The 25046-nt window shown below is 71.7% G+C and carries 24 protein-coding genes and 2 tRNA genes; 16 read left to right on the top strand and 10 right to left on the bottom strand.

Features of this window, described 5'->3' with window-relative positions:
• Nucleotides 1-14 precede the first annotated feature (14 nt).
• Complete coding sequence (locus AC07FK_RS02605) at nucleotides 15-770, top strand: AIM24 family protein (RefSeq protein ID WP_479101829.1); 756 nt, start codon at nucleotides 15-17, stop codon at nucleotides 768-770.
• A gap of 72 nt (nucleotides 771-842) precedes the next feature.
• Here the strand turns inward: AC07FK_RS02605 and AC07FK_RS02600 are convergent, their stop codons facing one another.
• Both AC07FK_RS02600 and AC07FK_RS02595 read right to left on the bottom strand, forming a co-directional pair.
• Nucleotides 843-1364: an NUDIX hydrolase gene (locus tag AC07FK_RS02600; RefSeq protein WP_479101828.1), complete on the bottom strand. Its 522-nt coding sequence runs from the start codon at nucleotides 1362-1364 to the stop codon at nucleotides 843-845.
• Nucleotides 1361-2845, bottom strand: a complete 1485-nt coding sequence (locus tag AC07FK_RS02595) for a zinc-dependent metalloprotease (protein WP_479101826.1) — start codon at nucleotides 2843-2845, stop codon at nucleotides 1361-1363. The genes AC07FK_RS02600 and AC07FK_RS02595 overlap by 4 nt, the downstream gene beginning before the upstream one ends.
• A gap of 191 nt (nucleotides 2846-3036) precedes the next feature.
• On the opposite strand from AC07FK_RS02595, the gene AC07FK_RS02590 reads away from it, so the two are divergent.
• The 4 genes from AC07FK_RS02590 to AC07FK_RS02575 all read left to right on the top strand — a co-directional run bounded on the left by AC07FK_RS02590 (nucleotide 3037) and on the right by AC07FK_RS02575 (nucleotide 6206).
• Nucleotides 3037-4170, top strand: a complete 1134-nt coding sequence (locus tag AC07FK_RS02590; protein WP_479101825.1) for an SDR family oxidoreductase — start codon at nucleotides 3037-3039, stop codon at nucleotides 4168-4170.
• Between the two features lie 80 nt (nucleotides 4171-4250).
• Entirely contained in the window at nucleotides 4251-4712 is a 462-nt protein-coding gene (locus AC07FK_RS02585) for a molybdenum cofactor biosynthesis protein MoaE (RefSeq protein ID WP_479101823.1), read from the top strand.
• Nucleotides 4713-4850: 138 nt separating this feature from the next.
• Nucleotides 4851-5021: a hypothetical protein gene (locus tag AC07FK_RS02580; RefSeq protein ID WP_479101821.1), complete on the top strand. Its 171-nt coding sequence runs from the start codon at nucleotides 4851-4853 to the stop codon at nucleotides 5019-5021.
• Nucleotides 5022-5120: 99 nt separating this feature from the next.
• Nucleotides 5121-6206, top strand: a complete 1086-nt coding sequence (locus AC07FK_RS02575; protein ID WP_479101819.1) for a YlbL family protein — start codon at nucleotides 5121-5123, stop codon at nucleotides 6204-6206.
• A gap of 44 nt (nucleotides 6207-6250) precedes the next feature.
• Here the strand turns inward: AC07FK_RS02575 and AC07FK_RS02570 are convergent, their stop codons facing one another.
• Nucleotides 6251-6817, bottom strand: a complete 567-nt coding sequence (locus tag AC07FK_RS02570; protein ID WP_479101817.1) for a PPA1309 family protein — start codon at nucleotides 6815-6817, stop codon at nucleotides 6251-6253.
• Between the two features lie 128 nt (nucleotides 6818-6945).
• Here AC07FK_RS02570 and AC07FK_RS02565 point away from each other — a divergent pair, with 128 nt between their 5' ends.
• From AC07FK_RS02565 to AC07FK_RS02550, 4 genes are all read left to right on the top strand, one after another.
• The gene (locus tag AC07FK_RS02565) at nucleotides 6946-9876 is read left to right on the top strand and encodes a UPF0182 family membrane protein (protein WP_479102551.1); all 2931 of its coding nucleotides are present in this window, start codon (nucleotides 6946-6948) and stop codon (nucleotides 9874-9876) included.
• A gap of 42 nt (nucleotides 9877-9918) precedes the next feature.
• Nucleotides 9919-9992, top strand: a tRNA-Met gene (locus tag AC07FK_RS02560).
• Nucleotides 9993-10207: 215 nt separating this feature from the next.
• Nucleotides 10208-12430, top strand: a complete 2223-nt coding sequence (locus tag AC07FK_RS02555; protein ID WP_479101815.1) for a tetratricopeptide repeat protein — start codon at nucleotides 10208-10210, stop codon at nucleotides 12428-12430.
• 98 nt (nucleotides 12431-12528) lie between these two features.
• Nucleotides 12529-12602, top strand: a tRNA-Met gene (locus tag AC07FK_RS02550).
• 147 nt (nucleotides 12603-12749) lie between these two features.
• On the opposite strand, the gene AC07FK_RS02545 is transcribed toward AC07FK_RS02550, so the two are convergent.
• The gene (locus AC07FK_RS02545; RefSeq protein ID WP_355719121.1) at nucleotides 12750-13166 is read right to left on the bottom strand and encodes a Fur family transcriptional regulator; all 417 of its coding nucleotides are present in this window, start codon (nucleotides 13164-13166) and stop codon (nucleotides 12750-12752) included.
• Nucleotides 13167-13292: 126 nt separating this feature from the next.
• Here AC07FK_RS02545 and AC07FK_RS02540 point away from each other — a divergent pair, with 126 nt between their 5' ends.
• Complete coding sequence (locus AC07FK_RS02540; RefSeq protein WP_479101813.1) at nucleotides 13293-14762, top strand: catalase; 1470 nt, start codon at nucleotides 13293-13295, stop codon at nucleotides 14760-14762.
• Nucleotides 14763-14825: 63 nt separating this feature from the next.
• On the opposite strand, the gene AC07FK_RS02535 is transcribed toward AC07FK_RS02540, so the two are convergent.
• The gene (locus AC07FK_RS02535) at nucleotides 14826-15233 is read right to left on the bottom strand and encodes a CBS domain-containing protein (RefSeq protein WP_479101811.1); all 408 of its coding nucleotides are present in this window, start codon (nucleotides 15231-15233) and stop codon (nucleotides 14826-14828) included.
• 181 nt (nucleotides 15234-15414) lie between these two features.
• Nucleotides 15415-16209 (bottom strand): histidinol-phosphatase, encoded by a 795-nt coding sequence (hisN, locus tag AC07FK_RS02530; protein WP_479101809.1) that lies wholly within the window; start codon nucleotides 16207-16209, stop codon nucleotides 15415-15417.
• Nucleotides 16210-16346: 137 nt separating this feature from the next.
• Here hisN and AC07FK_RS02525 point away from each other — a divergent pair, with 137 nt between their 5' ends.
• Nucleotides 16347-17126: a TetR/AcrR family transcriptional regulator gene (locus AC07FK_RS02525; protein WP_479101807.1), complete on the top strand. Its 780-nt coding sequence runs from the start codon at nucleotides 16347-16349 to the stop codon at nucleotides 17124-17126.
• Here the strand turns inward: AC07FK_RS02525 and AC07FK_RS02520 are convergent.
• The 4 genes from AC07FK_RS02520 to AC07FK_RS02505 form a co-directional block, all read right to left on the bottom strand.
• Nucleotides 17092-17415, bottom strand: a complete 324-nt coding sequence (locus AC07FK_RS02520) for a DMT family transporter (RefSeq protein WP_479101805.1) — start codon at nucleotides 17413-17415, stop codon at nucleotides 17092-17094. The genes AC07FK_RS02525 and AC07FK_RS02520 overlap by 35 nt on opposite strands.
• A gap of 90 nt (nucleotides 17416-17505) precedes the next feature.
• Nucleotides 17506-18516 (bottom strand): ribosome small subunit-dependent GTPase A, encoded by a 1011-nt coding sequence (rsgA, locus tag AC07FK_RS02515; RefSeq protein WP_479101803.1) that lies wholly within the window; start codon nucleotides 18514-18516, stop codon nucleotides 17506-17508.
• A 14-nt stretch (nucleotides 18517-18530) separates the two neighbouring features.
• Complete coding sequence (aroA, locus tag AC07FK_RS02510) at nucleotides 18531-19874, bottom strand: 3-phosphoshikimate 1-carboxyvinyltransferase (protein ID WP_479101801.1); 1344 nt, start codon at nucleotides 19872-19874, stop codon at nucleotides 18531-18533.
• Between the two features lie 105 nt (nucleotides 19875-19979).
• The gene (locus tag AC07FK_RS02505) at nucleotides 19980-20693 is read right to left on the bottom strand and encodes a M50 family metallopeptidase (RefSeq protein ID WP_479101799.1); all 714 of its coding nucleotides are present in this window, start codon (nucleotides 20691-20693) and stop codon (nucleotides 19980-19982) included.
• A 49-nt stretch (nucleotides 20694-20742) separates the two neighbouring features.
• Between AC07FK_RS02505 and AC07FK_RS02500 the strand changes: the two genes are divergently transcribed.
• The 5 genes from AC07FK_RS02500 to AC07FK_RS02480 all read left to right on the top strand — a co-directional run bounded on the left by AC07FK_RS02500 (nucleotide 20743) and on the right by AC07FK_RS02480 (nucleotide 25019).
• Complete coding sequence (locus AC07FK_RS02500; protein WP_479101797.1) at nucleotides 20743-21558, top strand: SOS response-associated peptidase; 816 nt, start codon at nucleotides 20743-20745, stop codon at nucleotides 21556-21558.
• Nucleotides 21559-21613: 55 nt separating this feature from the next.
• Complete coding sequence (locus tag AC07FK_RS02495; protein ID WP_479101796.1) at nucleotides 21614-22249, top strand: alpha/beta hydrolase family protein; 636 nt, start codon at nucleotides 21614-21616, stop codon at nucleotides 22247-22249.
• Nucleotides 22250-22483: 234 nt separating this feature from the next.
• Nucleotides 22484-23143, top strand: a complete 660-nt coding sequence (locus AC07FK_RS02490) for a sigma-70 family RNA polymerase sigma factor (RefSeq protein ID WP_167518243.1) — start codon at nucleotides 22484-22486, stop codon at nucleotides 23141-23143.
• Entirely contained in the window at nucleotides 23140-23463 is a 324-nt protein-coding gene (rsrA, locus tag AC07FK_RS02485; RefSeq protein WP_479101794.1) for a mycothiol system anti-sigma-R factor, read from the top strand. The genes AC07FK_RS02490 and rsrA overlap by 4 nt, the downstream gene beginning before the upstream one ends.
• 146 nt (nucleotides 23464-23609) lie before the next feature.
• The gene (locus tag AC07FK_RS02480; protein ID WP_479101792.1) at nucleotides 23610-25019 is read left to right on the top strand and encodes an HD-GYP domain-containing protein; all 1410 of its coding nucleotides are present in this window, start codon (nucleotides 23610-23612) and stop codon (nucleotides 25017-25019) included.
• Nucleotides 25020-25046 lie beyond the last annotated feature (27 nt).

Raw genomic sequence — 25046 nt, 5'->3', positions numbered from 1 at the left:
AGCGAGAACACACCATGCAGAGCCCGCTTTTCAGTCACACCGAGCAGCAGTCCCAGGACCGGTACGCCGTGCAGAACCCGCAGCTCCTGCGGGTCTCGCTGACCGGCCATGACGACATCCTCGCGCGCAAGGGCGCCATGGTCGCGTACCAGGGGCTGATCGACTTCGACGGCGAGTACCAGTCGCAGGGCCAGCGGCGCGCCCGCGCCGGCACCGGTGAGGGCCTCGACCTGATGCGCTGCTCCGGGCAGGGCACCGTCTACCTCGCCAACCTCGCGCAGTACGTCCACCTCGTGGACGTCGACCGCGAGGGCATGACCGTGGACAGCGCCTACGTCCTGGCGCTGGACTCGGCGCTGCACACCGAGGTCATCGCCGTGGACAGCCAGTACGGCATCTCCGGCACGGGCAAGTACCAGCTGAACATCACGGGGCAGGGCAAGGTCGCGCTGATGACCTCGGGGCAGCCCCTGATGCTCCAGGTCACCCCGGACAAGTACGTCAACGCCGACGCCGACGCGATCGTCGCCTGGTCCAGCTCCCTGCGGGTGCAGATGCAGGCCCAGACGCACTCGTCCAACGTGCGCCGCCGGCGCGGCAACACCGGCGAGGGCTGGGAACTCAGCTTCCTCGGCCAGGGCTTCGCCCTGGTGCAGCCCAGCGAGGTCATGCCGCCGCAGGACGCGCAGCTGGGACAGGGCGTCGCCGCGCAGTTCGGCGTGGGCCAGCAGGGCGCCCGCGCCCAGAACCAGAACAACGCCTGGAACTGACCGTCCTGAGGGCACAGGTAAGGGGCGGGCTCTTGGGAGCCCGCCCCTTACCCGCCTCCGCGCGTACGCCGGTTACAGCGCCGCGCGGGTGCGTTCCACCAGTCGTACGACCGACGCGTCGGCCACCCCCGCCACCTCGTCGTACGCGAACCAGCGCAAATCCAGGGACTCCTCGCTGATCGCCTCGACCGCGCCGCCCGGCGCCAGCGCCGCATACTGCACGTCCAGGTGCCAGTTGCAGGGCGCGGGGATCGGATGCCGGTCCAGCCGCACCGGGCCGACGGGCAGCAGCGTCAGGCCCGCGATGCCGGACTCCTCCGTGGCCTCGCGCAGCGCGGCCCCGCTCAGCGTCGCGTCACCGGGCTCGCAGTGGCCGCCCATCTGGAGCCACATGTTCAGCTTCCTGTGCAGCGTCAGCAGCACCCGCCCGCGCTCCGGATCGACGACGAGCGCGCTCGCCGTGATGTGCCCGGCCTCGCAGGCCTTCCACATCCCGTCGGGGTGCGCCGACAGGTGACCGAGGTACGCACGGCGCAGTTCTTCCTGGTCCTCGTACTTCTCCAGTACGAGGACCGCGTCGTCGTGCAGGCTCACTTGTCGCTGTCGCCCTCTGCGCCGTCGTTCCGATCGCCGTCCGTGCCCTCGGCGTCCTTGGCGTCGGTGGCGTCCTTGGTCAGGTCCGGCTTGCGCGTGCCGCCGCCGGCCGCCTCGCCCAGCATCTTGTCGAGCTCGGAGAAGTCCATCTGCTCGCGGTGCACGAACCCGTCCGGATCATCCAGGTCGTCGGCTGTCGGCAGCATGTCCGGGTGCTCCCACAGCGCGTCGCGCCCGTCCAGGCCGCGCGCGTCCGTGAGCGAGGCCCACAGCCGCGCCGCGTCCCGCAGCCGACGGGGACGCAGTTCCAGGCCGATGAGCGTGGCGAAGGTCTGCTCGGCCGGGCCACCGGAGGCCCGGCGCCTGCGCAGCGTCTCCCGCAGCGCGTCCGCCGACGCGAGCCGCGGCTTGGCCGCCTCGTGCACGACGGCGTCCACCCAGCCCTCGACCAGCGCGAGCGCCGTCTCCAGACGGGCCAGCGCCGCCTTCTGCGCCGGGGTGTCCTCCGGCTGGAACATGCCCTGCTGGAGCGCCTCCTGGAGCTGCTCCGGGTGCGACGGGTCGAGCTGGCCGACCACGTCCTCCAGCTTCGAGGTGTCGACCTCGATGCCGCGCGCGTAACCCTCGACCGCGCCGAACAGGTGCGAACGCAGCCACGGCACGTGGGCGAAGAGCCGCTGGTGGGCGGCCTCGCGCAGCGCCAGGTACAGCCGGACCTCGTTCTTCTCGACGCCGAGGTCCTTGCCGAACGCCTCGACGTTCAGCGGCAGCAGCGCGGCCTTGCCCGCCGGGCCCAGCGGCAGCCCGACGTCGGTCGAGCCGACCACCTCACCGGCCAGCACGCCCACGGCCTGCCCGATCTGCTGGCCGAACATCGCGCCGCCCATGGACCGCATCATCCCGAGCAGCGGGCCCGCCATGGCCTGCATCTCCTCGGGCAGCACGTCGCCCATGGCCGCGCCGACGCGCTCGGCGACCGGGTCCACCAGCTGCTTCCACGCGGGCAGGGTCGCCTCGACCCACTCCGCGCGGCTCCACGCCACCGAGGTGGCCGCACCGGAAGGCAGCGAGGTCACGCCGTCCAGCCACAGATCGGCGAGACGCACCGCCTCCTCGACCGCGGACCGCTCGCCCGGGCTCACGCTGGAGTCCTTGGAGCCGTCGGCGGTGCCCTGCGCGACCGTCTGGCGGGCGATGTCCTTGGCCATGTCCCAGTTCACGGGACCGCCCTCGTAGCTGAGCATCTGCCCGAGCTGCTGGAAGGCCGCGCCCAGGTCGTTCGGGTTCAGCGAACCGAACATCGCGGCGAACGGATTGTCCCCGCCCGCGCCGCCCGAGCCGCCCGGCAGACCGAACCCGCTGAACGGGTTCGCCGGACCCTGGCCACCCTGGCCACCGCCCTGGCTGCCCTTCTTCTTGCCATCGTCGCCGTCCTCCGGCTCCTCCGGCGGAAGGCCGAATCCGAATGGGGTGTCACTCACGGGTTTCCTCGGCTCGTAAGGCCGCCGGCTCCGGCCGGCGGCAGCTGCCCGACATCACCACCCAGCGTAGACACCGGAGCCCGAGAAGGGCTGGGTGCTCCGCCAGGACTCTGCCTGCGGCAGGATGGACGCCACCTGGTCCGTACGCGCCAACGCGTGTACGTACTGAAGACAACCGCTGGAGACGCCTGGTGAGTTCCCCAGATCCGCAGGTTCGCGCATCGCAGAGCCCCGAAGTTCGCCAGAGGCGAAACGACTCGGCCCCGACCGGCCGCGGCCCCGTCGTTGCGGTCACGGGCGCCGCCACGGGCATCGGAGCGCTGCTCACCCGGCGCCTGGCCGCGTCCGAGGAGATCAAACAGGTCGTGGCGATCGACGAGCGCCGCGGCGACGTCGCCGAGGCGCAGTGGCACATCCTGGACGTACGCGACCCCGCCATCGCGGAGAAGCTCCGCGGCGCGGACGTCGTGGTGCACCTCGCCCTCGACCTCGACCTGGAGTCGGACCCGGCAGCCCGTACGGCCTACAACGTGCGGGGCACCCAGACGGTGCTCACGGCCGCCGCGGCCGCCGGTGTCCACCGCGTCGTGCTGTGCACCTCGGCGATGGTCTACGGCGCCCTGCCCGACAACGACATCCCGCTGTCCGAGGACGCGGAGCTGCGCGCCACCGCGGAGGCCGCCGGTGTCGGCGACCTCCTGGAGATCGAACGCCTCGGCCGCCGGGCGCCCCGCGCGCACCCCGGCCTGAACGTCACCGTGGTCCGCCCCGCCGTCCTCGTCGGCGGCACGGACACCGCCCTCACCCGGTACTTCGAGTCGCCCCGCCTCCTGGTTGTCGCGGGGTCGCGTCCCACCTGGCAGTTCTGCCACGTCGAGGACCTGGTCACCGCGCTGGAGTACGCCGCGCTGGAGAAGGTCGACGGCGAGCTGGCCGTCGGCTGCGACGGCTGGCTGGAACAGGAGGAGGTCGAGGAGCTGAGCGGCATCCGCCGCATGGAGCTGCCCTCCGCGGTCGCTCTGGGCGCCGCGGCCCGGCTGCACCGGATCGGCCTCACGCCGTCCCCGGCCGGAGACCTGGCGTACACGATGCACCCGTGGGTGGTGAGCGTGAGCCGGCTGCACGCCGCGGGCTGGCGGCCGCAGTGGACCAATGAGGAGGTACTGGGCGAACTGCTCGAGGAGGTCGCCGGCCGGCACACCGTGGCGGGCCGCCGTCTGGGCCGCAAGGATGCCACGGCGGCGGGCGCCGCGGGCGCCACGGTCGCACTGCTGGGCACGGCCGCGCTGGTACGCCGGGTGCGCAAGGCGAGGGGCCGCATGTAGGACTCTCCATACCGGGGGCTCGCACAGCCGGTCGAAAGCGCTATTCCGCGATGTCGGTGCCGTACGGCACGATGGGGAGCATGGCAGGCACGCATTCCCACCCCGGCGAGCAGGCGGCGCAGGACCCGCTCCGACTGCTGGCGATCCGCGACACCCCCCTCTCGGTCGACGAGGTCTTCAGAGCTGTGGGGGACGACGCCGCGGGCGGCACCGCGCTGTTCGTCGGCACCGTGCGCAACCACGACGGCGGCGCCGACGTGGACAGGCTCGGTTACTCCTGCCACCCCTCCGCCGAGGACGAGCTACGCCGTGTGGCCGAAAAGGTCGCCGCGGATTTCCCGGTGCGCGCCCTGGCGGCCGTCCACCGTGTGGGTGACCTGGAGATCGGCGACCTGGCCGTCGTCGTGGCCGTCTCCTGTCCGCACCGGGGTGAGGCGTTCGCGGCCTGCCGCAGGCTGATCGACGATCTGAAGCACGAAGTGCCGATCTGGAAGCACCAGACCTTCTCCGACGGCACGGACGAATGGGTCGGAGCCTGCTGAAAGATCTTCGCCGAAACCTGGCCGGTGCCGAACCGCCCCGATTTGCGTAACCGGGCCCCTGCCGTGAGCGTTGGACGCACCGGTGGCTAATCTGCTGATCGGCCCAACGCGGTCGGTCCTAGGGGTCGGGAGGTCGGGATGGCGGCACTCGCGTGGTTGCTGATTCCGCTGCTCGCTGCACTCGGTGCTGCGATATGGGCGAGCTGGGCAGCCAGGAACCGAACGGCCGGCGACGTCTCCGAACTCGCCGGCTACGCGCGGTTCCGTGAGGCGATGGAGAAGACGCACTCCGGCACCGGCCTCGTCTGACGGCGCGTGAAGCGGCCCGCGCCGTACCTCCGAGCCCTGGGGCCCCGTACGGACCGGCCCCAGCGGTGCACTGACAGACCCGTCCCGTACTGTCGTTCCATGCCACGCCGCACAGTGACGATGCTCGCCTCGACCCTCATCCTGATCGCGCTGCTGTGCGCGGGCGTGTTCATCAAGGTGCCGTACTCGGAGATGTCCCCGGGCCCGACGTTCGACACGCTCGGCGAGGCCAAGGGCGAGCCGGTGCTCCAGATCTCCGGTCGCAAGACGTACCCCACGAGCGGCCATCTCAACATGACCACGGTCAGAGTCACCGGCGCGGACTACCGGATGAACCTCGTTGAGGCGGTCTACGGCTGGCTGGCGCACGACAGCGTGGTGGTCCCGCACGACACGCTCTACCCCGACGGCAAGACGGAGGAGCAGTCGACGCAGGAGAACGCCGAGGAGTTCAGCCAGTCCCAGGAGAGCGCCAAGACCGCCGCGCTGCGGGAACTGGGCATCCCGGTGAAGACCCGCGTCGTGGTGCAGACCGTCCTCAAGGACAGCCCCGCCGAGGGCGAACTGCACGCGGGCGACGTCATCAAGGCCGTGGACGGCACGGCCGTCAAGGACCCCGCGGACGTCGCCAAGCTCGTCACCCGGCACAAGCCCACCGAAAAGGTCGTCTTCACGATCGTCCCCGCCCAGGACGCCGCCGCGGCGGAGAAGGCGGGCAAGGAGCCGGTGGGCGCCAAGGACATCGCCATCACCACGGAGAAGGCCGACGACGACCGCGCCATCGTCGGCATCCAGGCGGGACCCGACCACACCTTCCCGTTCAGCATCGACATCAAGCTGGTGGACGTCGGCGGACCCAGCGCCGGCCTGATGTTCTCGCTCGGCATCGTCGACAAGCTCACACCCGGCGGGCTGACCGGGGGCAGGTTCGTGGCCGGTACGGGAACGATCGACGACGCCGGCAAGGTCGGCCCCATCGGCGGCATCGAGATGAAGACCGTCGGCGCGCGCCAGGCGGGCGCCGAGTACTTCCTCACGCCCGAGGACAACTGCGCGTCGGCCGCGGCCGACGTCCCCGACGGCCTCACCCTGGTGAAGGTCGAGACGATCGGCGACGCGAGGAAGTCGCTGGAGAAGATCCGTGGCGGGGACACGGCCGGCCTGCCGCGGTGCACGACGGGCTGACCGCCGGCGGCCGTGCCCCCAAGGACCCGCGCGCCTCGCGGCGGCTACGCCTCGAAGGTCGCGGCCAGGGCCTCGGCCAGCCCCGGAACGAGCATCGCTCCGGTGAGCACCTCGGTGGGGGAGTCCTTCTCCCGCAGCCGCAGCGCGGACTCGCGCACGCCGTTGCGCAGCACGGCCACCGTCATGCGGACCTCCTGGCGGTCGGGGTGCTTCGCGACCCACTTCGCCAGCTGGGCCTCGTTCATGCCCTCAGGCACGGACGCCTCGGCGGACGGCGGCAGCATCAGCCGCTCCACGGTGAGCGCGCAGCCGGCCACCGCGTCGGGCCAGGCGATCGTGGCGAGGAACTCGTCGAGCGCGGTGCCCGACGGGATCTCTTCCTGCTCGACGGGCGTGAGCGCGGCCGCCGCCTCGCCCTCGGCGAGACCGAGCTGGGCGGCGAGGCCCGGCTCCTGCGCTCGCAGCTGGGCGGTGTCGACGAGGGCGAACAGCCTGGCGGGCTGGTCCCAGCCGAGGCCGGAGGTGTATTCGTCGATTTCGAGCACGGCTCGGGTGAGCGGACTCGTGGCCATGGGGGGCCCGGAGGGGGAAACGTTGGACATGGTCGACATCCTGCCTCCTTCGGACCCCAAAGCGGGAACTGAGTAAAGCTTCAGTAAGTTGCATGAGTGGGCTCTACGATCGCGGAGCCCGCTTCTTACGACAGCGAACTTTCGAGGTGCGCACCTTGGCTTTCCAGATGCCGGACCGCGGCGGAGGCCCGACAGGGCCACGGATCAGAGTCGGCCGCCCGTCCCGGCGCGTCCGGACCCTGCTCATGACATTGGGCGTCCTGGCCGTCCTGGCCATGGCTTTCGTCATGTTCGCCGGGTTCTGGACGGACTGGCTCTGGTACCGCTCGGTCAGATACTCGTCCGTTTTCACCACCACCCTGTGGACCAAGATCGGGCTCTTCGCCGTCTTCGGGCTGCTGATGGCCCTGGCCGTCGGCGTGAACATCTGGCTCGCGCACCGGCTCAGGCCGCCGCTGAGCGCGATGTCGCTGGAGCAGCAGAACCTGGACCGCTACCGGATGGGCATCGCCCCGTACAAGAAGTGGGTGCTCCTCGCGGTCACCGCTCTGGTCGGGCTGATCGCCGGCGCGTCCGCGTCCGGGCAGTGGCGTACCTGGCTCATGTGGGTCAACGGCGTGTCCTTCGGCCAGAAGGACCCGCAGTTCCAGCTCGACGTGTCGTTCTTCGCGTTCGACCTGCCCTGGTACCGCTTCCTGCTCGGCTTCGGCTTCGCGGCCGCCGTGCTCTCCCTGATCGCCGCCGCCCTCGTGCACTACCTGTACGGCGGTCTGCGGATCACCAGCCCGGGCGCCAGGGCCACCGCCGCGGCCACCGGCCACCTGTCGGTGCTGCTCGGCATCTTCGTGGCGCTCAAGGCCGTCGCGTACTGGCTGGACCGCTACGGCCTCGCGGTGAAGTCCAGTGACTTCAAGGCCACGGGCAACTGGGCCGGCCTGCGGTACGTCGACGCCAACGCCTACCTCCCGGCGAAGACGATCCTCTTCTGCATCGCCGTCATCTGCGCGCTGCTGTTCTTCGCGACGCTGTGGCGCCGCACCTGGCAGCTGCCGGTGATCGGCTTCGGCCTCATGGTGCTCTCGGCGATCCTCATCGGCGGGCTCTACCCGGCGATCGTGCAGAAGTTCCAGGTCCAGCCCAACGAGCAGGCCAAGGAATCGCCGTACATCAAGAAGAACATCGACGCGACGCGCAAGGCGTACGGCATCGACGACGCCAAGGTGGACGACTACCAGGGCGTCGGCGACAGCAAGGACAACGCCCAGCTGCGCCAGGACGCCGACACGGCGGCCAGCTACCGGGTGATCGACCCGAACGTCGTGCCGCCGACCTTCCAGCAACTCCAGCAGGAGCGTAAGTACTACCAGTTCCCCGCGACGCTGGACGTGGACCGGTACAAGGGCCAGGACACGGTCGTCGGCCTGCGCGAGCTCGACCTCAAGGGCATCCCGAAGCGCAACTGGATCAACGACCACTTCACGTACACCCACGGTTACGGCGTGGTCGCCGCCAAGGGCACCGCGGTCAAGCCGGACACCGAGGGCGCGCCGGACTTCACCGAGTCCGGCCTGCCGGCCCGGGGCACGCTCGGAACGTACGAGCAGCGGATCTACTACGGCGAGAAGACGCAGCAGTACTCGATCGTGGGCGGCCCGCAGAAGGAGCTCGACTACGAGAAGAACGGCGAGCCCACCAAGACCACCAGCTACAAGGGCAAGAGCGGGGTCAACCTGTCCAACGCGCTGAACCGCGCCGCGTACGCGGTGGCCTTCAGCGAGCCGCAGATCCTCTACTCGGGAGCCATCGGCGAGGGCTCGCGGATCCTCTACAACCGCACGCCCAAGGAGCGCGTCGAGGCGGTCGCGCCGTGGCTGTCGCTCGACGGCGACGCCTACCCGGCGGTCGTGGGCGGGCGTGTCCAGTGGATCGTCGACGCCTACACCACCACCAACGGCTACCCCTACGCGTCGCGCACGACGCTCGGGGACACCACGGCGGACTCGCTGTCGCAGACCGACAGCCAGCGCGCGGTGATCGCCCAGCAGAACCAGGTCAACTACATCCGCAACTCGGTGAAGGCCACCGTCGACGCGTACGACGGCACGGTCAAGCTGTACCAGTGGGACACCGAGGACCCGGTCCTGAAGACCTGGATGAAGGCGTTCCCGGACACCGTGAAGCCCAGGGGCGACATCGCGCCCGACCTGATGGAGCACCTGCGCTACCCGCAGGACCTCTTCAAGGTGCAGCGAGAGCTGCTCACCCGCTACCACGTCGAGAACCCGTCGCAGTTCTACAGCGGCAGTGACGCGTGGCAGGTGCCGGACGACCCGACCACGGGCGAGAAGAGTTCCGTGCCGCCGTACTACCTGAGCCTGAAGATGCCGCAGGAGCAGGAGCGCAAGTTCTCGCTGACGACGACCTTCACCCCCAACGGGCGCCCGAACCTGGGAGCCTTCATGGCGGTGGACGCCGACGCGTCGAGCAAGGACTACGGCACGATAAGGCTCCTGAGAGTGACGGGAGACGTGCCGGGCCCCCAGCAGGTCCAGAACCGGCTCAACAGCAACGCGGAAGTGGCCGAGTTCGTCCGCAACCTCAAGGGCGCCAACTCGGACATCCAGTACGGCAACCTGCTGACGATTCCGCTCAACGACGGTTTCCTGTACGTCGAGCCGGTGTACGCCCAGGGCAACAACGCCTATCCGCTGCTGAAGAAGGTCGCCGTGTCGTACGGCAGGGAGACCGTCTTCAAGGACTCGCTCGGTGAGGCGCTGAACGCCGTCTTCGGCGAGGAGGGTGAGACGCCTCCGCCGCCTAAGGACGGCGAGGACGACACCACCCGGCCGCCGTCCGACGGCGACCCGTCGCTGCAGAAGGCCATCGAGGACGCCCAGAAGGCGTACGACGAGGGCCAGGAGGCGTTGAAGCAGCAGGACTGGACCGCGTACGGCAAGGCGCAGGAGAAGCTCCAGGACGCGCTGCAGCGGGCCGCGGAGGCGGGCGCGAAGCCCGAGACGCCGGCCGCGCCCGGCGCCGAGGGCGAGAAGCCTGAGAAGGCCGGACAGGACGAGAAGGGCGACCAGAAGGGCAGCTGAGCTGGGACGTCCCCGCGCCGTGGTACTGTTTGAACACAACGGCGCGGGGTGGAGCAGCTCGGTAGCTCGCTGGGCTCATAACCCAGAGGTCGCAGGTTCAAATCCTGTCCCCGCTACTGAAGAAGAAGACGAGGGCCCGGATCTCGAAAGAGATCCGGGCCTTTGTTGTGCGCCCGGACGCCCGCGCTCGTCCGTGCGAAGCGTCCTTCATGCGGGCGGAATTGGGCGTCAGGAGTTTGGAGTGTCTCTCTGTGGGCATGTCGACAAAACGCTGAAGTGACCTCACTGGCTGCGGTATACCAGGTGTACCCGGGTTGCGGGTGGTGCGACGATGGTTTTTATGGGGGACAGGACAACTCTGTTGGAGACAGGGCGGTTTGTGCAGCGACACCAGGAGCACGCTGTTGACACCGTGGACACCGCCGAGGACGAGTCCGAGGCGAGGCACCGCCGCGCCGCCGAGAACGGCGACACCGAGTCCATGAGCGTGCTCGGCTCGCTGCTGCTGCGCCGTGGGGACCTCGACGGCGCCGAGCCGCACCTGCGCGCCGCGACCGCCGACGGCGACCGCGCCGCCGCGAACAACCTGGGCGTACTCCTCCACCAGCGCGGATATGCCGACGAGGCGGCCGGCTGGTGGCGCATCGCCGCCGTGGCCGGATCCGCCGCGGCCGCGCACGCCCTCGGCCGGCACTACCGCGAGCGCGGCGACGAGCCCGCCGCGGAGTACTGGCTGCGCCAGTCCGCCGAGCAGGGGCACGCGCTGGGGGCGTACGCCCTCGCGGACCTCCTGGAACACCGCAGCGACGTGGGCGCCGAGCGGTGGCTGCGCGCTGCCGCCGAACAGGGGCACCGGGAAGCGGCGTACCGCCTGGCCCGCACGCTGGACCGCCGGGCCGCCGCCGAGGCGCGGACCGGCGTGGCCGCCGCCGGGATCGCCCGGAGCGGCGCCCGGTCCGGCGCCGTCCGGGGCCGCGGCCACCTCGACTTCGACACGGGCACCCGGCTGCCCGGCGCCGGCGCGGCCGCGGGCACCGGCCCGGCCCGCGGCCAGAGCCCCGGCCTCGGCCCCTCGGGCACGCGCTACCCCGGGTACGGGTACGCGGAGACCGGCGACGGCTCCGACGAGGACACCGGGGAGCCCGGCGGCCCGGGCCCGGCAACCGGAACGCACGCGTCCGGCGCGGACGCCGGGCCGGCGGGTGGGGACGCGGCGAAGGGCCGGGCGGACGCGGGACCCGGCACCGGTACGCGTCACGCGGTGGAGAGCGGCGGCCGGCGTGCCGGCGCGGGGCCGTTCGGCACCGGCACCCGGCACGCCGGGACGGGAGCCGCGGAGCTGCCGCCGGCCGTCGAGGCCGAGCAGTGGTACCGCCAGGCCGCCGCGCGCGGCCACCGGCGTGCCGCCCTGCACCTCGGCGCCATCCTGGAGGAGCGCGGCGAGCTCAAGGAGGCCGGGCGCTGGTACCTGACCTCGGCCAAGGACGGCGAGCCCCGGGCCGCCTGCGCGCTCGGCTTCCTGCTGCGCGACGCCGGCGACGAGGAGAGCGCCGCCGTGTGGTGGCTGCGCGCCGCCCAGGACGGCGACGGCAACGCGGCCAACGCGCTGGGCGCCCTGCACGCCGCGCGCGGCGAGCAGCAGACCGCCGAGCGCTGGTACCGCGCGGCCCTCGACGCCGGCGACGTGAACGGGGCGTACAACCTCGGGCTGCTCTGCGCGGCCCAGGGGCGTACCGCCCAGGCCGACCAGTGGTACCGCCGCGCCGCCTACGCCGGCCACCGCGAGGCGGCCAACGCGCTCGCCATCCTGCTGCTGCAGGGCGGGGACGCGGCCGGCGCCGAGCCGTGGTTCTCCAAGGCCGCCGAGGCGGGCAGCGTCGACGCCGCCTTCAACCTCGGCATCCTCTACGCGGGTCGCGACGACGACCGTACGGCCTTCGTCTGGTACGAGCGGGCCGCCGCCGCCGGGCACACCGAGGCGGCGCTCCAGGTCGGCATCGCGCTGCTGCGCGACGGCGAGGAGCAGGACGCCGAGCGGCACCTGCGCTGCGCGGCGGGCAGCGGCAGCGCCGAGGCGGCGTTCCGGCTCGCCACGCTGCTCGACAGCAGGCAGCCGCCCGCCGGCCCGCCCGGCCTCGGCGAGACGCTGAACGAGAAGACCGAGTGCGAGGAGTGGTACGAGCGGGCCGCCGAGCAGGGGCACCGCCGCGCCCAGGTGCGCGTCGGCATGCTCGCGGCCGGCCGGGGCGACCTGGAGGGCGCCGCCCGCTGGTACCGGGAGGCCGCCGAGGCGGGCAGCCGCAACGGCGCGTTCAACCTCGGGCTGCTGCTGGCCCGCGAGGGCAGCGAGCCGGAGGCCGCCCTGTGGTGGTCCCGCGCCGCGCACGCGGGCCATGGCCGCGCCGCGCTGCGCCTCGCGCTGCTCGCGGCCCGCCACGGCGAGCTGGACGAGGGCGAGCGCTGGTGCGCGCGGGCGGTCGAGCTCGGACCCGCCGAGGTCGCCGAGCGCGCGGCCCGGCTGCGCGAGGCGCTGCACCAGGAGCTCACCGCGTAGCTCCGGTGTGGCCACGGCTGCTGGAGGATCGTTTCTGCCTCGCGTACGGGAACGGATTTGCGCTGGTCGGCGGTGCGACGTACAGTCGTGTTTACCGACGCGGGGTGGAGCAGCTCGGTAGCTCGCTGGGCTCATAACCCAGAGGTCGCAGGTTCAAATCCTGTCCCCGCTACTGAAGAAGTAGCCGAAGGCCCGGATCTCGAAAGAGATCCGGGCCTTCGTCGTTGATCCAGGCCGAAGCAGGCCGATGAAGGCCGGAGAAGCGGAAGGGCCCGGCACCGTATCCGGTGCGGGGCCCTTCGCGTCCGTGCGGTGTGCGTCAGGCCGAGGCGCAGTTGGGGCACGTGCCCCGGTAGGTCACCTCTACGTCCGAGATCGTGAAGCCGAAGCGCTCGGAGTCGGGCAGGTCCGTGAGCGGATTCCCGACCGGATGCACGTCGCGTATGGCGCCGCACTGCGCGCACACCAGGTGCTGGTGCGGGCGGTGCGCGTTCGGGTCGTACCGCTTGGCCCGGCGGTCGGTGGAGACCTCGATCACCTCGCCGAGGGACACCATCTCGCCCAGCGTGTTGTAGACGGTCGCCCGGGAGATCTCGGGCAGCTTCGCGACGGCGCGCGCGTGCACCTCGTCGGCGGTCAGGTGGATGTGGTCCCCGTCGAGGACTTCGGCCACGACGCGCCGCTGAGCGGTCATGCGCCAGCCGCGTCCGCGCAGTCGTTCCAACAGGTCACTCATGCGATCCAGCCTAACAGTGGTGGGGCCCAGGTCCCGAACGGGTGTGACTTTGGATGTTTGCTTGACTTAGACAAAGTCCATTGTAGGATCGAGACCGGCAAACGCCAAGGGACAGGACTTGCAGGTATGACGCAGGAGGCGCACGTGACGCAGGGACCGCTCACCACGGAGGCCGGCGCGCCGGTCGCCGACAACCAGAACAGCGAGACCGCTGGCGTCGGCGGCCCCGTTCTGGTTCAGGACCAGGCGCTGCTCGAGAAGCTCGCGCACTTCAACCGCGAGCGCATTCCGGAGCGCATCGTGCACGCGCGCGGCGCCGGCGCGTACGGCACCTTCACCGTCACCCGCGACGTCTCGCAGTGGACGCGGGCGAAGTTCCTCTCCGAGGTCGGCAAGAAGACCGAGACGTTCCTGCGTTTCTCGACGGTCGCGGGCAACCTCGGCTCCGCGGACGCCGTGCGCGACCCCCGCGGCTTCGCGCTGAAGTTCTACACGGAGGAGGGGAACTACGACCTCGTCGGGAACAACACCCCCGTCTTCTTCATCAAGGACGCCATCAAGTTCCCGGACTTCATCCACACGCAGAAGCGCGACCCGTACACCGGCTCCCAGGAAGCCGACAACGTGTGGGACTTCTGGGGCCTGAGCCCCGAGTCGACGCACCAGGTGACCTGGCTGTTCGGTGACCGCGGCATCCCGGCGACGCTGCGCCACATGAACGGGTACGGCTCGCACACGTTCCAGTGGAACAACGAGGCCGGCGAGGTCTTCTGGGTCAAGTACCACTTCAAGACCGACCAGGGCATCAGGAACCTCACCACCGACGAGGCCAACCGCCTCTCCGGCGTCGACCCGGACTCGCACCAGCGCGACCTGCGCGAGGCCATCGAGCGCGGTGAGTTCCCCTCCTGGACCGTGCAGGTGCAGATCATGCCGGCGGCCGAGGCGGCGACGTACCGCTTCAACCCGTTCGACCTGACCAAGGTCTGGCCGCACGCGGACTACCCGCCGATCGAGATCGGCAAGCTGGAGCTCAACCGCAACCCGGAGAACATCTTCGCCGAGGTCGAGCAGTCGATATTCAGCCCCGCGCACTTCGTGCCCGGCATCGGCCCGTCCCCGGACAAGATGCTCCAGGGCCGCCTCTTCGCGTACGGCGACGCCCACCGCTACCGCGTCGGCATCAACGCCGACCACCTGCCGGTGAACCGCCCGCACGCCACCGAGGCGCGGACGAACTCCCGTGACGGCTACCTGTACGACGGCCGCCACAGGGGCACCAAGAACTACGAGCCCAACAGCTTCGGCGGGCCCGTCCAGACGGGCCGGCCGCTGTGGGAGCCCGTGCCGGTCACCGGACCCACCGGCAACCACGAGGCTCCGCTGCACGCCGAGGACGACGACTTCGTCCAGGCGGGCAACCTCTACCGCCTGATGTCCGAGGACGAGAAGGGCCGCCTGATCGACAACCTGGCCCAGTTCATCTCCAAGGTGTCGCGCGACGACATCGCGGAGCGCGCGGTCAACAACTTCCGTCAGGCGGACAGTGACTTCGGCAAGCGGCTGGACGCCGCGGTCCAGGCCCTGCGCGGCTAGTACGGACGCTTGTCGTAGGCGGAGGGCCGGATTCCCCCAGGGGAACCCGGCCCTCTTTCGCGCTCAGCCCACCAGGGCGTCCGGCTGGGGCCGGGCCTGCCTGCGGCCCGGCGCCCAGCAGCGGATGATGTCGCGTACGGAGACGACCCCGACGGGGCCGTCTCCGTCCAGCACGATCAGGTGCCGGAAACCGCCGTGCGCCATGGCGTCGGCGGCGTCCTCCAGGGTCCAGCAGGGCGCCGCGAAGACGACGTCGGTGGTGGTGTGGGCGCCGGCCGTCTCCAGGTCGGGGTCCTGGCCCGACCCGACGGAGATGAGGATGTCGCGTTCGGTCAGGATGCCGAGTCCGTCGGTGTCGAGGACAACAGCCGCCCCGACGCGGCGCTCCGCCATCAGCCGGGCTGCCTGGCGGAGTGTGTGGGCGGGGCCGATGGTGAGGACCACCGTGCTCATGGCGTCACGTACGAGCATGGACAGAGCCACCTCCTTGGTGAACGGCTCACGCGCTGTGAGAACCGATTCACAAGTTCACAAGTGGGGGGATCTCACAGAGTGGCAGCCCGGAGGGAAGGCGACAAGAGGGCACGGGAGGGACGTACCGACGATCACATGCCCCCGCACGCCGGTTTCCCGGGCGCGGGGGCCACGGGACCTAGGCGCGGAGGTAGTTCAGCATCTCCGCGTGCAGGAGGCCGTTGGACGCGGCGGCGTTCCCGCCGTGCGGGCCCGTCACTCCTTCGAGGCTGGTGAACACCCCGCCCGCCTCCTGGACGATGATGGCGTTCGCGGCCATGTCCCAGAGGGAGAGCTCGGGTTCGGCGCAGATGTCCACCGCGCCCTCCGCCACCATCATGTACGGCCAGAAGTCGCCGTAGCCGCGCGTCCGCCAGCAGTCGCGGGTCAGGTCGAGGAAGCCGTCGAGCCGGCCTCGCTCCTCCCAGCCGCTGAGCGAGGAGTACGCGAAGGACGCGTTCTCGATCCGGTCGACCTTGGAGACGTGGAGGCGGGTCGCCGAGGTGAGGCTGCGGCCCGTGTAGGCCCCCCCTCCCTTCGCCGCCCACCAGCGGCGGCCCAGCGCCGGCGCGGACACGACGCCCATCACGGGCTGGAAGCCGTTCTCGCCGGCCTCCATGAGGGAGATCAGCGTCGCCCAGACCGGCACGCCCCGCACGTAGTTCTTGGTGCCGTCGATCGGGTCGACGACCCAGCGGCGCGGCCCCGTGCCCTGAAGCCCGTACTCCTCGCCCAGAACGGCGTCACGCGGCCTGCCGCGGTGCAGGTGGCTGCGGATCAGCTCCTCGGCGGCCTTGTCGGCCTCCGTCACCGGCGTCATGTCCGGTTTGGTCTCGACCTTGAGATCCAGAGCCTTGAAACGCTCCATCGTCGTGGCGTCCGCGGCGTCGGCGAGAACATGGGCAAAGCGCAGATCATCGTGGTAGTCGGGCATGACTGAACAGTATCGACCGCGATGTGCGCGAACCACACGGTCTCGCTGTGCGGGCGCCGCCCGCCGCCCCGTGCGCCATTGACAGGGCCCGGTGGCGCGTCAACTCTGAAACCCCAGCGGTCGGGGAGGCGAACGCGATGCCCACAGCGCGAGAAGCCCTGTTGGACGCGGCCTTCACCGCGCTCGCGATCCGTCCGTGGTCCGGCGTGCGGATGGTCGACGTGGCCGCGGCGGCGGGCGTCTCGCGGCAGACCCTCTACAACGAGTTCGGCACCAAGGACGGCCTCGCCCGCGCCCTGGTGCGCCGGGAGGCCGACGGCTATCTCGCGGGCGTCGAACGGGTGCTGGCGGGGCGCCTGCCCGACCGGGCGGCGGGGCGGCCGGCGGGCGGGCCGCAGGCGGGCGCGCACGGCGGCCGCGAGCCGCGGCCGCGGGCGCAGGAGCCGGCGGCGTCGCGCACCGCGGGCACCGAGGACCGTCTCGCGGCCGTCGCCGAGTGGACCGTCGCAGCCGCCCGCGCCAATCCGCTCGTACGCGCGCTGCTCACGGGATGCTGGGGCGAGGGGATGCCCGCCCCGCGCCCCGGCCGGTCCGTCCCCCGTACGGCCGTGTCGCCGGTGCCCGCGCAGCGGCGGGCCGACGCCGGTTCGCCGGGGCCCGCCGACGTGGTCGCGGCGGTACGGGACAGGGCGCTCGCCGCGCTCGGGACAGGACGTACGAAGGCGGAGGCCGCGGAGGTCGCGTACCGCTGCGAACTCGCCGTCCGTGTCGCGCTCTCGTACGTCCTCGCGCCCGCGGAGCCGGGGGACGGCTTCGCGCGCCTGCTGCGGAAGGCCCTGGCGGGCCCGGGTCCCGGCGGTGCGGCTCCCGGCGGGCCGGGTCTCAGTGGGCCGAGCCCGAGAGCTGGAGGCCGATGACGCCGATGATCACCAGCGAGATCGAGATCAGCTTCAGCGTCGAGACCACGTCGCCGAGGAAGACCATGCCGTAGATCGCGGTCCCCGCGGCGCCGATGCCCGTCCACACCGCGTACGCCGGTCCCACGTCGAGCTTGCGCAGCGCGAGCGTCAGCAGTCCGAAGCTGCCCAGCGCGAAGGCGCAGAAGGCGATGGTGGGCCAGAGCCGGGTGAAGCCGTGGGACAGCTTCAGGCACACGGCGAAGCCGGTCTCCAGCAGTCCCGCCACCATCACCAGCAGCCACGCCATGGTCGGTTTCCTCCCGCGTCGGTGACTGCTTCGTCTGACTTGGGCGATTATGCCCATACCGGCGGCCCGCGGGAGGTGAACGCGGCGCGGTCAGTCGCCCTCGCGCCGCTCGCGCGTGGCGAGCAGCCGGCGCAGCGAGTCGAGCCGGGCCGGGTCCGCGTGGCCGTCGGCCACCCACCGGTCCAGCGCGCACTCGGCCTCGTCGTGGCTGCACCCGCGCGGGCAGTCCTCCGTACCCGGCTCCAGGTCGGGGAACGCGAGGATGACGCGCGACGGGTCCACGTGGTGCAGCCCGAAGGAGCGGACGCCCGGAGTGTCGATCACCCAGCCCGGCACGCCCGTGAGCGGCAGCGCGAGCGCCGACGTGGTGGTGTGCCGGCCGCGGCCCGTGACCGCGTTGACCACGCCGGTCGTACGCCAGCGGTCCTCCGGCACCAGCGTGTTGACCAGGGTCGTCTTGCCGACGCCCGAGTGGCCGACGAACGCCGTGACCTTGTCCTCCAGGTGCTTGCGCACCAGATCGGTCGCGGCGCCGTTCGCCAGGTCCTCGCGGCTGGTGACGACGTACGGGACGCCGAGCGGACGGTAGGCGTTCAGCAGCGCGTCGGCCGGCGCCAGGTCCGACTTGGTCAATACGAGGAGCGGCGTGAGCCCGGCGTCGTACGCCGCGACCAGACAGCGGTCGATCATGCGCGGGCGCGGCTCCGGGTCGGCCAGCGCGGTGACGATCGCCAGCTGGTCGGCGTTGGCCACGACCACGCGCTCGAACGGGTCGTCGTCGTCGGCGGTCCGGCGCAGCACCGAGGCGCGCGGCTCGACCCGGACGATGCGGGCCAGGGTGTCCTTGTCGCCTGTCAGGTCGCCCACGATGGCGACCCGGTCCCCGACGACGACGGACTTGCGGCCCAGCTCGCGGGCCTTCATCGCGATCACCGTGCGGTCCTCGACGAGGCAGGTGATGCGGCCCCGGTCGACGGTCAGGACGAAGCCCTCGACGGCGTCCTCGTGCTTGGGGCGGGTATGGGTGCGAGGCCGGTTGCCCTTGCGGTTCGGGCGGATCCGGATGTCGTCCTCGTCGGGGTTCTTGCCGTAGCGGCGCATGTCGTCAGGCCCCGTCAGTTTCCGTCGAGCATTCCGGTCCACATCTGCGGGAAGTCGGGCAGCGTCTTGGCCGTGGTCGCCACGTTCTCGATCTGCACGTCCTTGACGGCGAGGCCGATGACCGCGCCCGCGGTCGCCATGCGGTGGTCGTGGTACGTGTGGAAGGTCCCGCCGTGCAGGCGGCGCGGCCGGATGCGCAGGCCGTCGGCGGTCTCGGTGACGTCGCCGCCCAGCGCGTTGATCTCCCGGGTGAGCGCGGCCAGCCGGTCGGTCTCGTGCAGCCGCAGGTGGGCGACGCCGCGCAGGACGGACTCGGAGTCGGCCAGGGCGGCGACCGCCGCGATGCCCGGGGTCAGCTCGCCGACGTCGCCGAGGTCCACGTCGATGCCGTGGATCGTGCCCGTGCCGGTGAAGGTGAGTCCCTGCTCGGTGAGCTCGCAGGAACCGCCCATCTCGGTGAAGATCTCGCGCAGCGCGTCACCCGGCTGGGTGGTGCGCTCCGGCCAGTCGGGGATGGTCACGCGGCCGCCGGTGATCAGGGCGGCGGCGAGGAACGGCTGAGCGTTGGAGAGGTCGGGCTCGACGGTCAGGTCGCGGCCGAGCAGGGCGCCGGGGGAGACCCGCCACACGTTGGGCTCACCGCCGGACTCCGGGGTGTCGACCTGCGCGCCGACGGCGCGCAGCATGTCGACGGTCATCCGGATGTGCGGCATGGACGGCAGGACGGCGCCGGTGTGCCGTACCTCGACGCCCTGGTTGAAGCGCGGGCCGGAGAGCAGGAGCGCGCTCACGAACTGCGACGACGAGGAGGCGTCGATGTCGACCGCCCCGCCGTCCAGCGCTCCGTTGCCGTGCACGGTGAGCGGCAGGGCGCCGCGGTTGTCGTCGTCGATACGGGCGCCCAGCGTGCGCAGCGCCTCGATGACGGCGCCGATGGGCCGTTCGTACGAACGGGGGTCGCCGTCGAAGCGGACGTCGCCGTCGGCGAGCGCCGCGACGGGCGGCAGGAAGCGCATCACGGTGCCGGCGTTGCCGGCGTCGACCGTGGCGGGCCCGTGCAGCCCCGCCGGGATGATCCGCCACGCCTCGCCCGAGCCGCTGAGCTCGCCGGTGGCCGACGAGCTGGACGAGACGGTCTCCTCGATGCCGACGCCCATCGCGCGCAGCGCATCGGCCATCAGCAGGGTGTCGCGGGAGCGCAGCGGGTGGCGCAGCCATCCGGGCTCGGCGGCGAGGGCGGCCAGGACGAGAGCGCGGTTGGTGACCGATTTCGATCCGGGCACGGTGACGGTCGCGTCGACGGCTTCGCCCGCGCGCGGGGCGGGCCAGAGGGCGGGGTGCACGGAGCTTTCGGTCATGGCCATCACTTTAGTGGCTCGCGGCGGAGCCGGATCTTGATCAAATACGTCTAAACCGGGCGTAACCCGGGGTGCCGGTCCGCCGGCGCGACGGCGCGGGCGGGCCTACAGCCCGAGCAGCCAGCGGCCGCCGCCCAGCAGCGCGCAGACCGACACCGTGTGGAAGAAGAACAGCCACAGCAGGGCCGGCACGTTCGTGAGCCGCGCCAGCTGGTCGGCGTCCGAGTCCGGGGCGCCGCCGTGACGGCGCTTCGACTGGAGCTCGAAGGCCGGCCGCACGCCGCCGACGAGCAGGAACCAGACGGCGGCGTACGCGAAGGCGGCCTGCACCTCCGGTTCCGTCAGCCACGAGATCAGCAGGAAGGCCGCGCCGGTGACGATCACGGTCAGGGCGCCGTACGCGTTGCGGATCATCACCAGCATCGCGAGCAGCAGGGCCGTCGCGATCCACAGGAAGAGGGTGATGTGGTTCGCCGCGAGGAGCCACGCGCCGCCGAGGCCGAGCAGCGAGGGGGCGGTGTAGCCGGCCGCGGCCGTGAGGATCATGCCGATGCCGGTCGGCTTGCCCCGGCTGACGGTCAGGCCGCTCGTGTCGGAGTGCAGGCGTATGCCGTCCAGGCTGCGTCCCGTCAGCAGGGCGATCAGGCCGTGGCCGCCCTCGTGGGCGATGGTGATCGCGTTGCGCGCCACCCGCCAGACGGCGTGCGGGACGACGACGGCGAGAGCGGCGACGGCCGTGGCGATCACCAGCCACTGGTCGGGGTCGGGCTGCGTACCGAAGACGCGGTCCCACAGGTCGCCGAGCTGGGTGGTGTCCATTGTCCGGGCGGCTCCTTGCGGTCGGGTCGGTCGTGGCAGTCTGGCACTTATGTGCGGACGGTATGCAGCGAGCCGGAGGCCCGAGGATCTCGTCGGGCTGTTCGGCGTGCGGAAGTGGGAGCCGAAGGAGGCGCTCGCGCCGGACTGGAACGTGGCGCCCACCAAGGAGGTGCACGTCGTACTGGAGCGTCCTGTGAAGGACGCGCGCGACGACGGTCCGGTTCGGCAGCTGAGGAAGCTGAAGTGGGGGCTCGTCCCCTCGTGGGCGAAGTCGCCCGAGGGTGCGGCGCGGATGATCAACGCGCGGGCGGAGACGGTGCACGAGAAGCCGTCGTTCCGGCAGCCGTTCGCCTCCCGGCGCTGTCTCATTCCCGCCGACGGTTACTACGAGTGGGTCACCGGCGCGGACGAGCGGCAGCTGGAGGAGCAGGGCCGGAAGAAGCGGCCGCGCAAGCAGCCCTACTTCGTGACGCCGGCCGACGGGTCGGTCATGGCGATGGCCGGGCTGTACGAGTTCTGGCGCGACCGGACGCTGCCGGACGACCATCCGCAGGCGTGGTGGGTCACCTGCTCCGTCGTCACCACCGAGGCGGAGAAGTCCCCGCTGGCGGTCGCGCCGGCCACCGGTCCCGGGTCGCTGGCCGACATCCACCCGCGGATGCCCCTGATGCTGACGCCGGACCGGTGGGACGCGTGGCTGGATCCGGCCCGTACGGACGTCGACGACCTGCGGGAGCTGCTGGCGCCCCCGCCGGGCGGACTGATGCGGGCGTACCCGGTGACCACCGCCGTGAGCAACGTGCGCAACAACGGTCCGGAGCTGCTGGAGGAGCTGGCGGCGCCCGAGGTGGAGACGCTGTTCTGAGCCGTGACGGGTGAGGCGTTCGGTGATCCCGGGCCCCGGGGCGCAGGATGGTCCCGTGACGCACAGTGAGACGGTGGAGACGGAGACCGGCCCGGCACGCATCACCTGGGCCGAGGCCGCGGACCCCTGGGTCGTACTGGCCGTGAGCCACGGCGCCGGTGGCGGGATCGGGGCGCGGGACCTCCAGGGGCTCGCCGCCGCGCTGCCCGCGCGCGGGGTGAGTGTCGCGCTGGTGGAGCAGCCCTGGCGGGTGGCCGGGAAGAAGGTCGCCCCAGCGCCCCGGACCCTGGACGCCGGATGGCGCGGACTGTGGCCGGCGCTGCGGAGGCCCGGCCTGCCGGTCGTGGCCGGCGGCCGCAGCGCGGGCGCGCGGGTGGCGTGCCGTACCGCCGCCGAACTCGGCGCGCGCGCCGTGCTCGCGCTGAGCTTCCCGCTGCATCCGCCCGGCCGCCCCGAGAAGTCCCGCGCCGGGGAGCTGCTGGGCGCGGGGGTCCCCACGCTGGTCGTACAGGGCGGAAACGATCCCTTCGGGAAGCCCGCGGAGTTCCCGGACGGGGCGTACGACCTGGTGGAGGTGGCGCACGCGGACCACGGGTTCGCCGTACCGAAGAAGGCCGCGACGACGGACGAACAGGTCGTCGCGACGATCACGGACGCGGTCGGGACCTGGATCGGCGGCCTGCGGGAATGATGAGCGCCACCCCTCTGTTATTGCGTGCGTCGACATACACCGCACGTACGTGGAGAGGGAGTCCGTCGCATGGGATCGACCATCTGCCCGAGCCGCTCGAACACCGCTGACCTGGAGTGGACGGTGCTCACTGCGGCGAAGACCGCCCCCCGTCGGGCGGCGGCAGGGCAGGATCGTCGTCTATCCTCCGATTCGAGCGGGTCCGCATTCGGCCCCGCCACGGCGTTGGAGGAGGTGGGTCCGGTCACTGGGACCGACACAGGGACCGACGACGGCCAGGCGGCGGAGGAGAGCACCGCCGAGCGCAACGCGCGATTCGAGCGCGACGCGCTGGGCTTCCTCGACCAGATGTACTCGGCCGCGCTGCGCATGACGCGCAACCCGGCCGACGCGGAGGACCTGGTGCAGGAGACGTACGCCAAGGCGTACGGGTCCTTCCACCAGTTCCGTGAGGGTACGAATCTGAAGGCGTGGCTTTACCGCATTCTGACGAACACCTTCATCAACACGTACCGGAAGAAGCAGCGTGAGCCTCAGCGCAGTGGCGCCGAGGAGATCGAGGACTGGCAGCTCGCGCGCGCCGAGTCGCACATGTCGACCGGCCTGCGCTCCGCCGAGTCGCAGGCACTCGACCACCTGCCCGACTCGGACGTCAAGTCCGCGCTGCAGGCCATCCCCGAGGAGTTCCGCATCGCGGTCTACCTCGCGGATGTAGAGGGCTTTGCGTACAAGGAGATCGCGGACATCATGGGAACACCCATCGGCACGGTGATGTCCCGGCTGCACCGGGGCCGCCGTCAACTGCGCGGCATGCTCGAGGACTACGCGCGTGACCGCGGGCTGGTTCCGGCGGGTGCCGGAGAGTCGAACGACGGGAAAGGTTCGGGCTCATGAGCTGCGGAGAGCCGCACGAGACGGACTGCTCTGAGGTCCTGGATCATCTCTACGAGTTCCTCGACCACGAGATGCCCGACAGCGACTGCACCAAGTTCGAGGTGCACTTCGAGGAGTGCTCCCCGTGTCTGGAGAAGTACGGGCTGGAGCAGGCCGTGAAGAAGCTGGTGAAGCGCTGCTGCGGCAGTGACGACGTACCCGCCGACCTGCGGTCCAAGGTCATGGGGCGCATCGACCTGATCCGGTCCGGACAGGCTGTGCCCGAACAGGACGTGACGGCCACGGCCGCCGACAGTCCGGCCACGGCCAACGAGGCGTAGCAACCCCGCCACCCCGCTTGTCGCGAAGTCGGCCGATTGTCACCCGAAGGTGCTAATCGGCCGCTTCGTCGTATCCGGCCCCGCCCAACTCGCTAGCCTGGCGCACGCATTGTGGCGAGTGGACCGGGACAACGGGAGCGACCCAGGTGAGAGCCCTTTCGGCGGCGGCGCGCGCGTACATCCTGTGCGCGCTGATCGCGGCCGTCTGCTGTGCGACCCCCGCTCTGCGGCCCGGCGCCGGTACGCCGTGGAAGAGCGCCGCGCTGCTCGCCGCGCTCTACGCCGCGTGCGAGGTGCTCGGGCGCCGGCCGTTCCTCGTGAGCGCGGTACGGGCCGGCTCGGGCTCCTTCTTCCCGGTGCTGCTGGCCGCCGTGCTGCTCCTGCCGCCGTCGGCCGCCGCGCTCGTCGCCGTACCGGGAGCCCTCGCCGGCCATGTCGAACGGCGCCCGCGCGCCGTGCGGCGGGCTTGGCGGGCGGCGCAGCTGGCGCTCGCCGCGTGGTGCGCGGCGCACGTCTGCGCGTTCCTGGACGGCGGGGCGTCGCTCGGGGGCGCGGCGGCCGGACGCGCTGCCCCCGACTTCCCCTACGTCCTGCTGCCCGCCGGGGCCGCCGTCCTCGCCTTCTGCCTGGTCCTGACCGCCCTCGACGGCGGCATCCTCGCCACCGCCGAGCGGCTGCCGCTGCGCACCGCGTGGCGCGGGCTGCTGCTGCGGTCCCTCGCGCCGCACTGCGTGCAGGGACTGGCGGGGCTGATGACGGCGGTGCTCTGGCGCAGTGCGTACGGGCCGCTCGCCGCGCTCTTCGTGCTCCTGCCGATGTACATCTCCTGCTGGGTCTTCGCGCAGTACCACCGCGAGCGCGCCGCCCACCAGGCGACGATCCGGGCGCTCGTGCAGGCGGTCGACATCAAGGACACGTACACGCGCGGGCACAGCGAACGGGTCGGCCGCGCGTCCGTGATGATCGCGCGCGAGATCGGCATGGGCGAGGACCGCGTGGAGGTGCTGCGGTTCGCCGGGATCCTGCACGACGTGGGCAAACTGGGCGTTCCGACGCGGCTGCTGCGCAAGGACGGACCGCTGACCCCCGAGGAGCGGCGCGTCATCGAGCTGCATCCGGAGTACGGGCACGAGATGGTCCGGGGCATCGGCTTCCTCGGGGAGGCGCGGGCGGCGATCCTGCACCATCACGAGCGGCTCGACGGGAGCGGTTATCCGTACGGGCTCGCGGGGGGCCAGATCCCCGAGTTCGCCCGGGTCGTCGCCGTGGCCGACGCGTTCGACGCCATGACGTCGACGCGCTCGTACCGGCGGGCCCGGCCGGTCGGGACGGCGCTGCGGGAACTCGAACGGTGCGCGGGAACGCAGTTCGACCCCCGCATGGTCAAGGCGCTCGCACGGGCGCTCGCCCGCCAGGGCTGGCACCACCGGGTGACCTCCGACGAGCAGTGCGACCCCAGAGGAAACGTCCCGCCACCGCGGGGCGGCGACGCGGCCCGTGAGCCGTCGCCCCCGGTCGCCGCCGTACGGTCCCACGACCCGGGCCGGCCCGGATGAGCGCCGCCACGGCCCATGCGGGGCGTG

This window comes from Streptomyces sp. NPDC046122 (assembly GCF_056429965.1).
This window is presented reverse-complemented; position numbering and strand designations above follow the sequence as displayed.

What these genes read in the sequence shown, in the direction of transcription:
- AC07FK_RS02545 (WP_355719121.1), bottom strand. Translation starts at nt 13,166, where the DNA reads ATGAGTGACCTGTTGGAACGACTGCGCGGACGCGGCTGGCGCATGACC.
- AC07FK_RS02525 (WP_479101807.1), top strand. Translation starts at nt 16,347, where the DNA reads ATGCCCACAGCGCGAGAAGCCCTGTTGGACGCGGCCTTCACCGCGCTC.
- AC07FK_RS02565 (WP_479102551.1), top strand. Translation starts at nt 6,946, where the DNA reads ATGCCGGACCGCGGCGGAGGCCCGACAGGGCCACGGATCAGAGTCGGC.
- AC07FK_RS02500 (WP_479101797.1), top strand. Translation starts at nt 20,743, where the DNA reads ATGTGCGGACGGTATGCAGCGAGCCGGAGGCCCGAGGATCTCGTCGGG.
- AC07FK_RS02520 (WP_479101805.1), bottom strand. Translation starts at nt 17,415, where the DNA reads ATGGCGTGGCTGCTGGTGATGGTGGCGGGACTGCTGGAGACCGGCTTC.
- AC07FK_RS02605 (WP_479101829.1), top strand. Translation starts at nt 15, where the DNA reads ATGCAGAGCCCGCTTTTCAGTCACACCGAGCAGCAGTCCCAGGACCGG.
- AC07FK_RS02580 (WP_479101821.1), top strand. Translation starts at nt 4,851, where the DNA reads ATGGCGGCACTCGCGTGGTTGCTGATTCCGCTGCTCGCTGCACTCGGT.
- AC07FK_RS02585 (WP_479101823.1), top strand. Translation starts at nt 4,251, where the DNA reads ATGGCAGGCACGCATTCCCACCCCGGCGAGCAGGCGGCGCAGGACCCG.
- aroA (WP_479101801.1), bottom strand. Translation starts at nt 19,874, where the DNA reads ATGACCGAAAGCTCCGTGCACCCCGCCCTCTGGCCCGCCCCGCGCGCG.
- AC07FK_RS02570 (WP_479101817.1), bottom strand. Translation starts at nt 6,817, where the DNA reads ATGTCGACCATGTCCAACGTTTCCCCCTCCGGGCCCCCCATGGCCACG.
- hisN (WP_479101809.1), bottom strand. Translation starts at nt 16,209, where the DNA reads ATGCCCGACTACCACGATGATCTGCGCTTTGCCCATGTTCTCGCCGAC.
- AC07FK_RS02575 (WP_479101819.1), top strand. Translation starts at nt 5,121, where the DNA reads ATGCCACGCCGCACAGTGACGATGCTCGCCTCGACCCTCATCCTGATC.
- AC07FK_RS02555 (WP_479101815.1), top strand. Translation starts at nt 10,208, where the DNA reads ATGGTTTTTATGGGGGACAGGACAACTCTGTTGGAGACAGGGCGGTTT.
- rsrA (WP_479101794.1), top strand. Translation starts at nt 23,140, where the DNA reads ATGAGCTGCGGAGAGCCGCACGAGACGGACTGCTCTGAGGTCCTGGAT.
- AC07FK_RS02540 (WP_479101813.1), top strand. Translation starts at nt 13,293, where the DNA reads ATGACGCAGGAGGCGCACGTGACGCAGGGACCGCTCACCACGGAGGCC.
- rsgA (WP_479101803.1), bottom strand. Translation starts at nt 18,516, where the DNA reads ATGCGCCGCTACGGCAAGAACCCCGACGAGGACGACATCCGGATCCGC.
- AC07FK_RS02535 (WP_479101811.1), bottom strand. Translation starts at nt 15,233, where the DNA reads ATGCTCGTACGTGACGCCATGAGCACGGTGGTCCTCACCATCGGCCCC.
- AC07FK_RS02505 (WP_479101799.1), bottom strand. Translation starts at nt 20,693, where the DNA reads ATGGACACCACCCAGCTCGGCGACCTGTGGGACCGCGTCTTCGGTACG.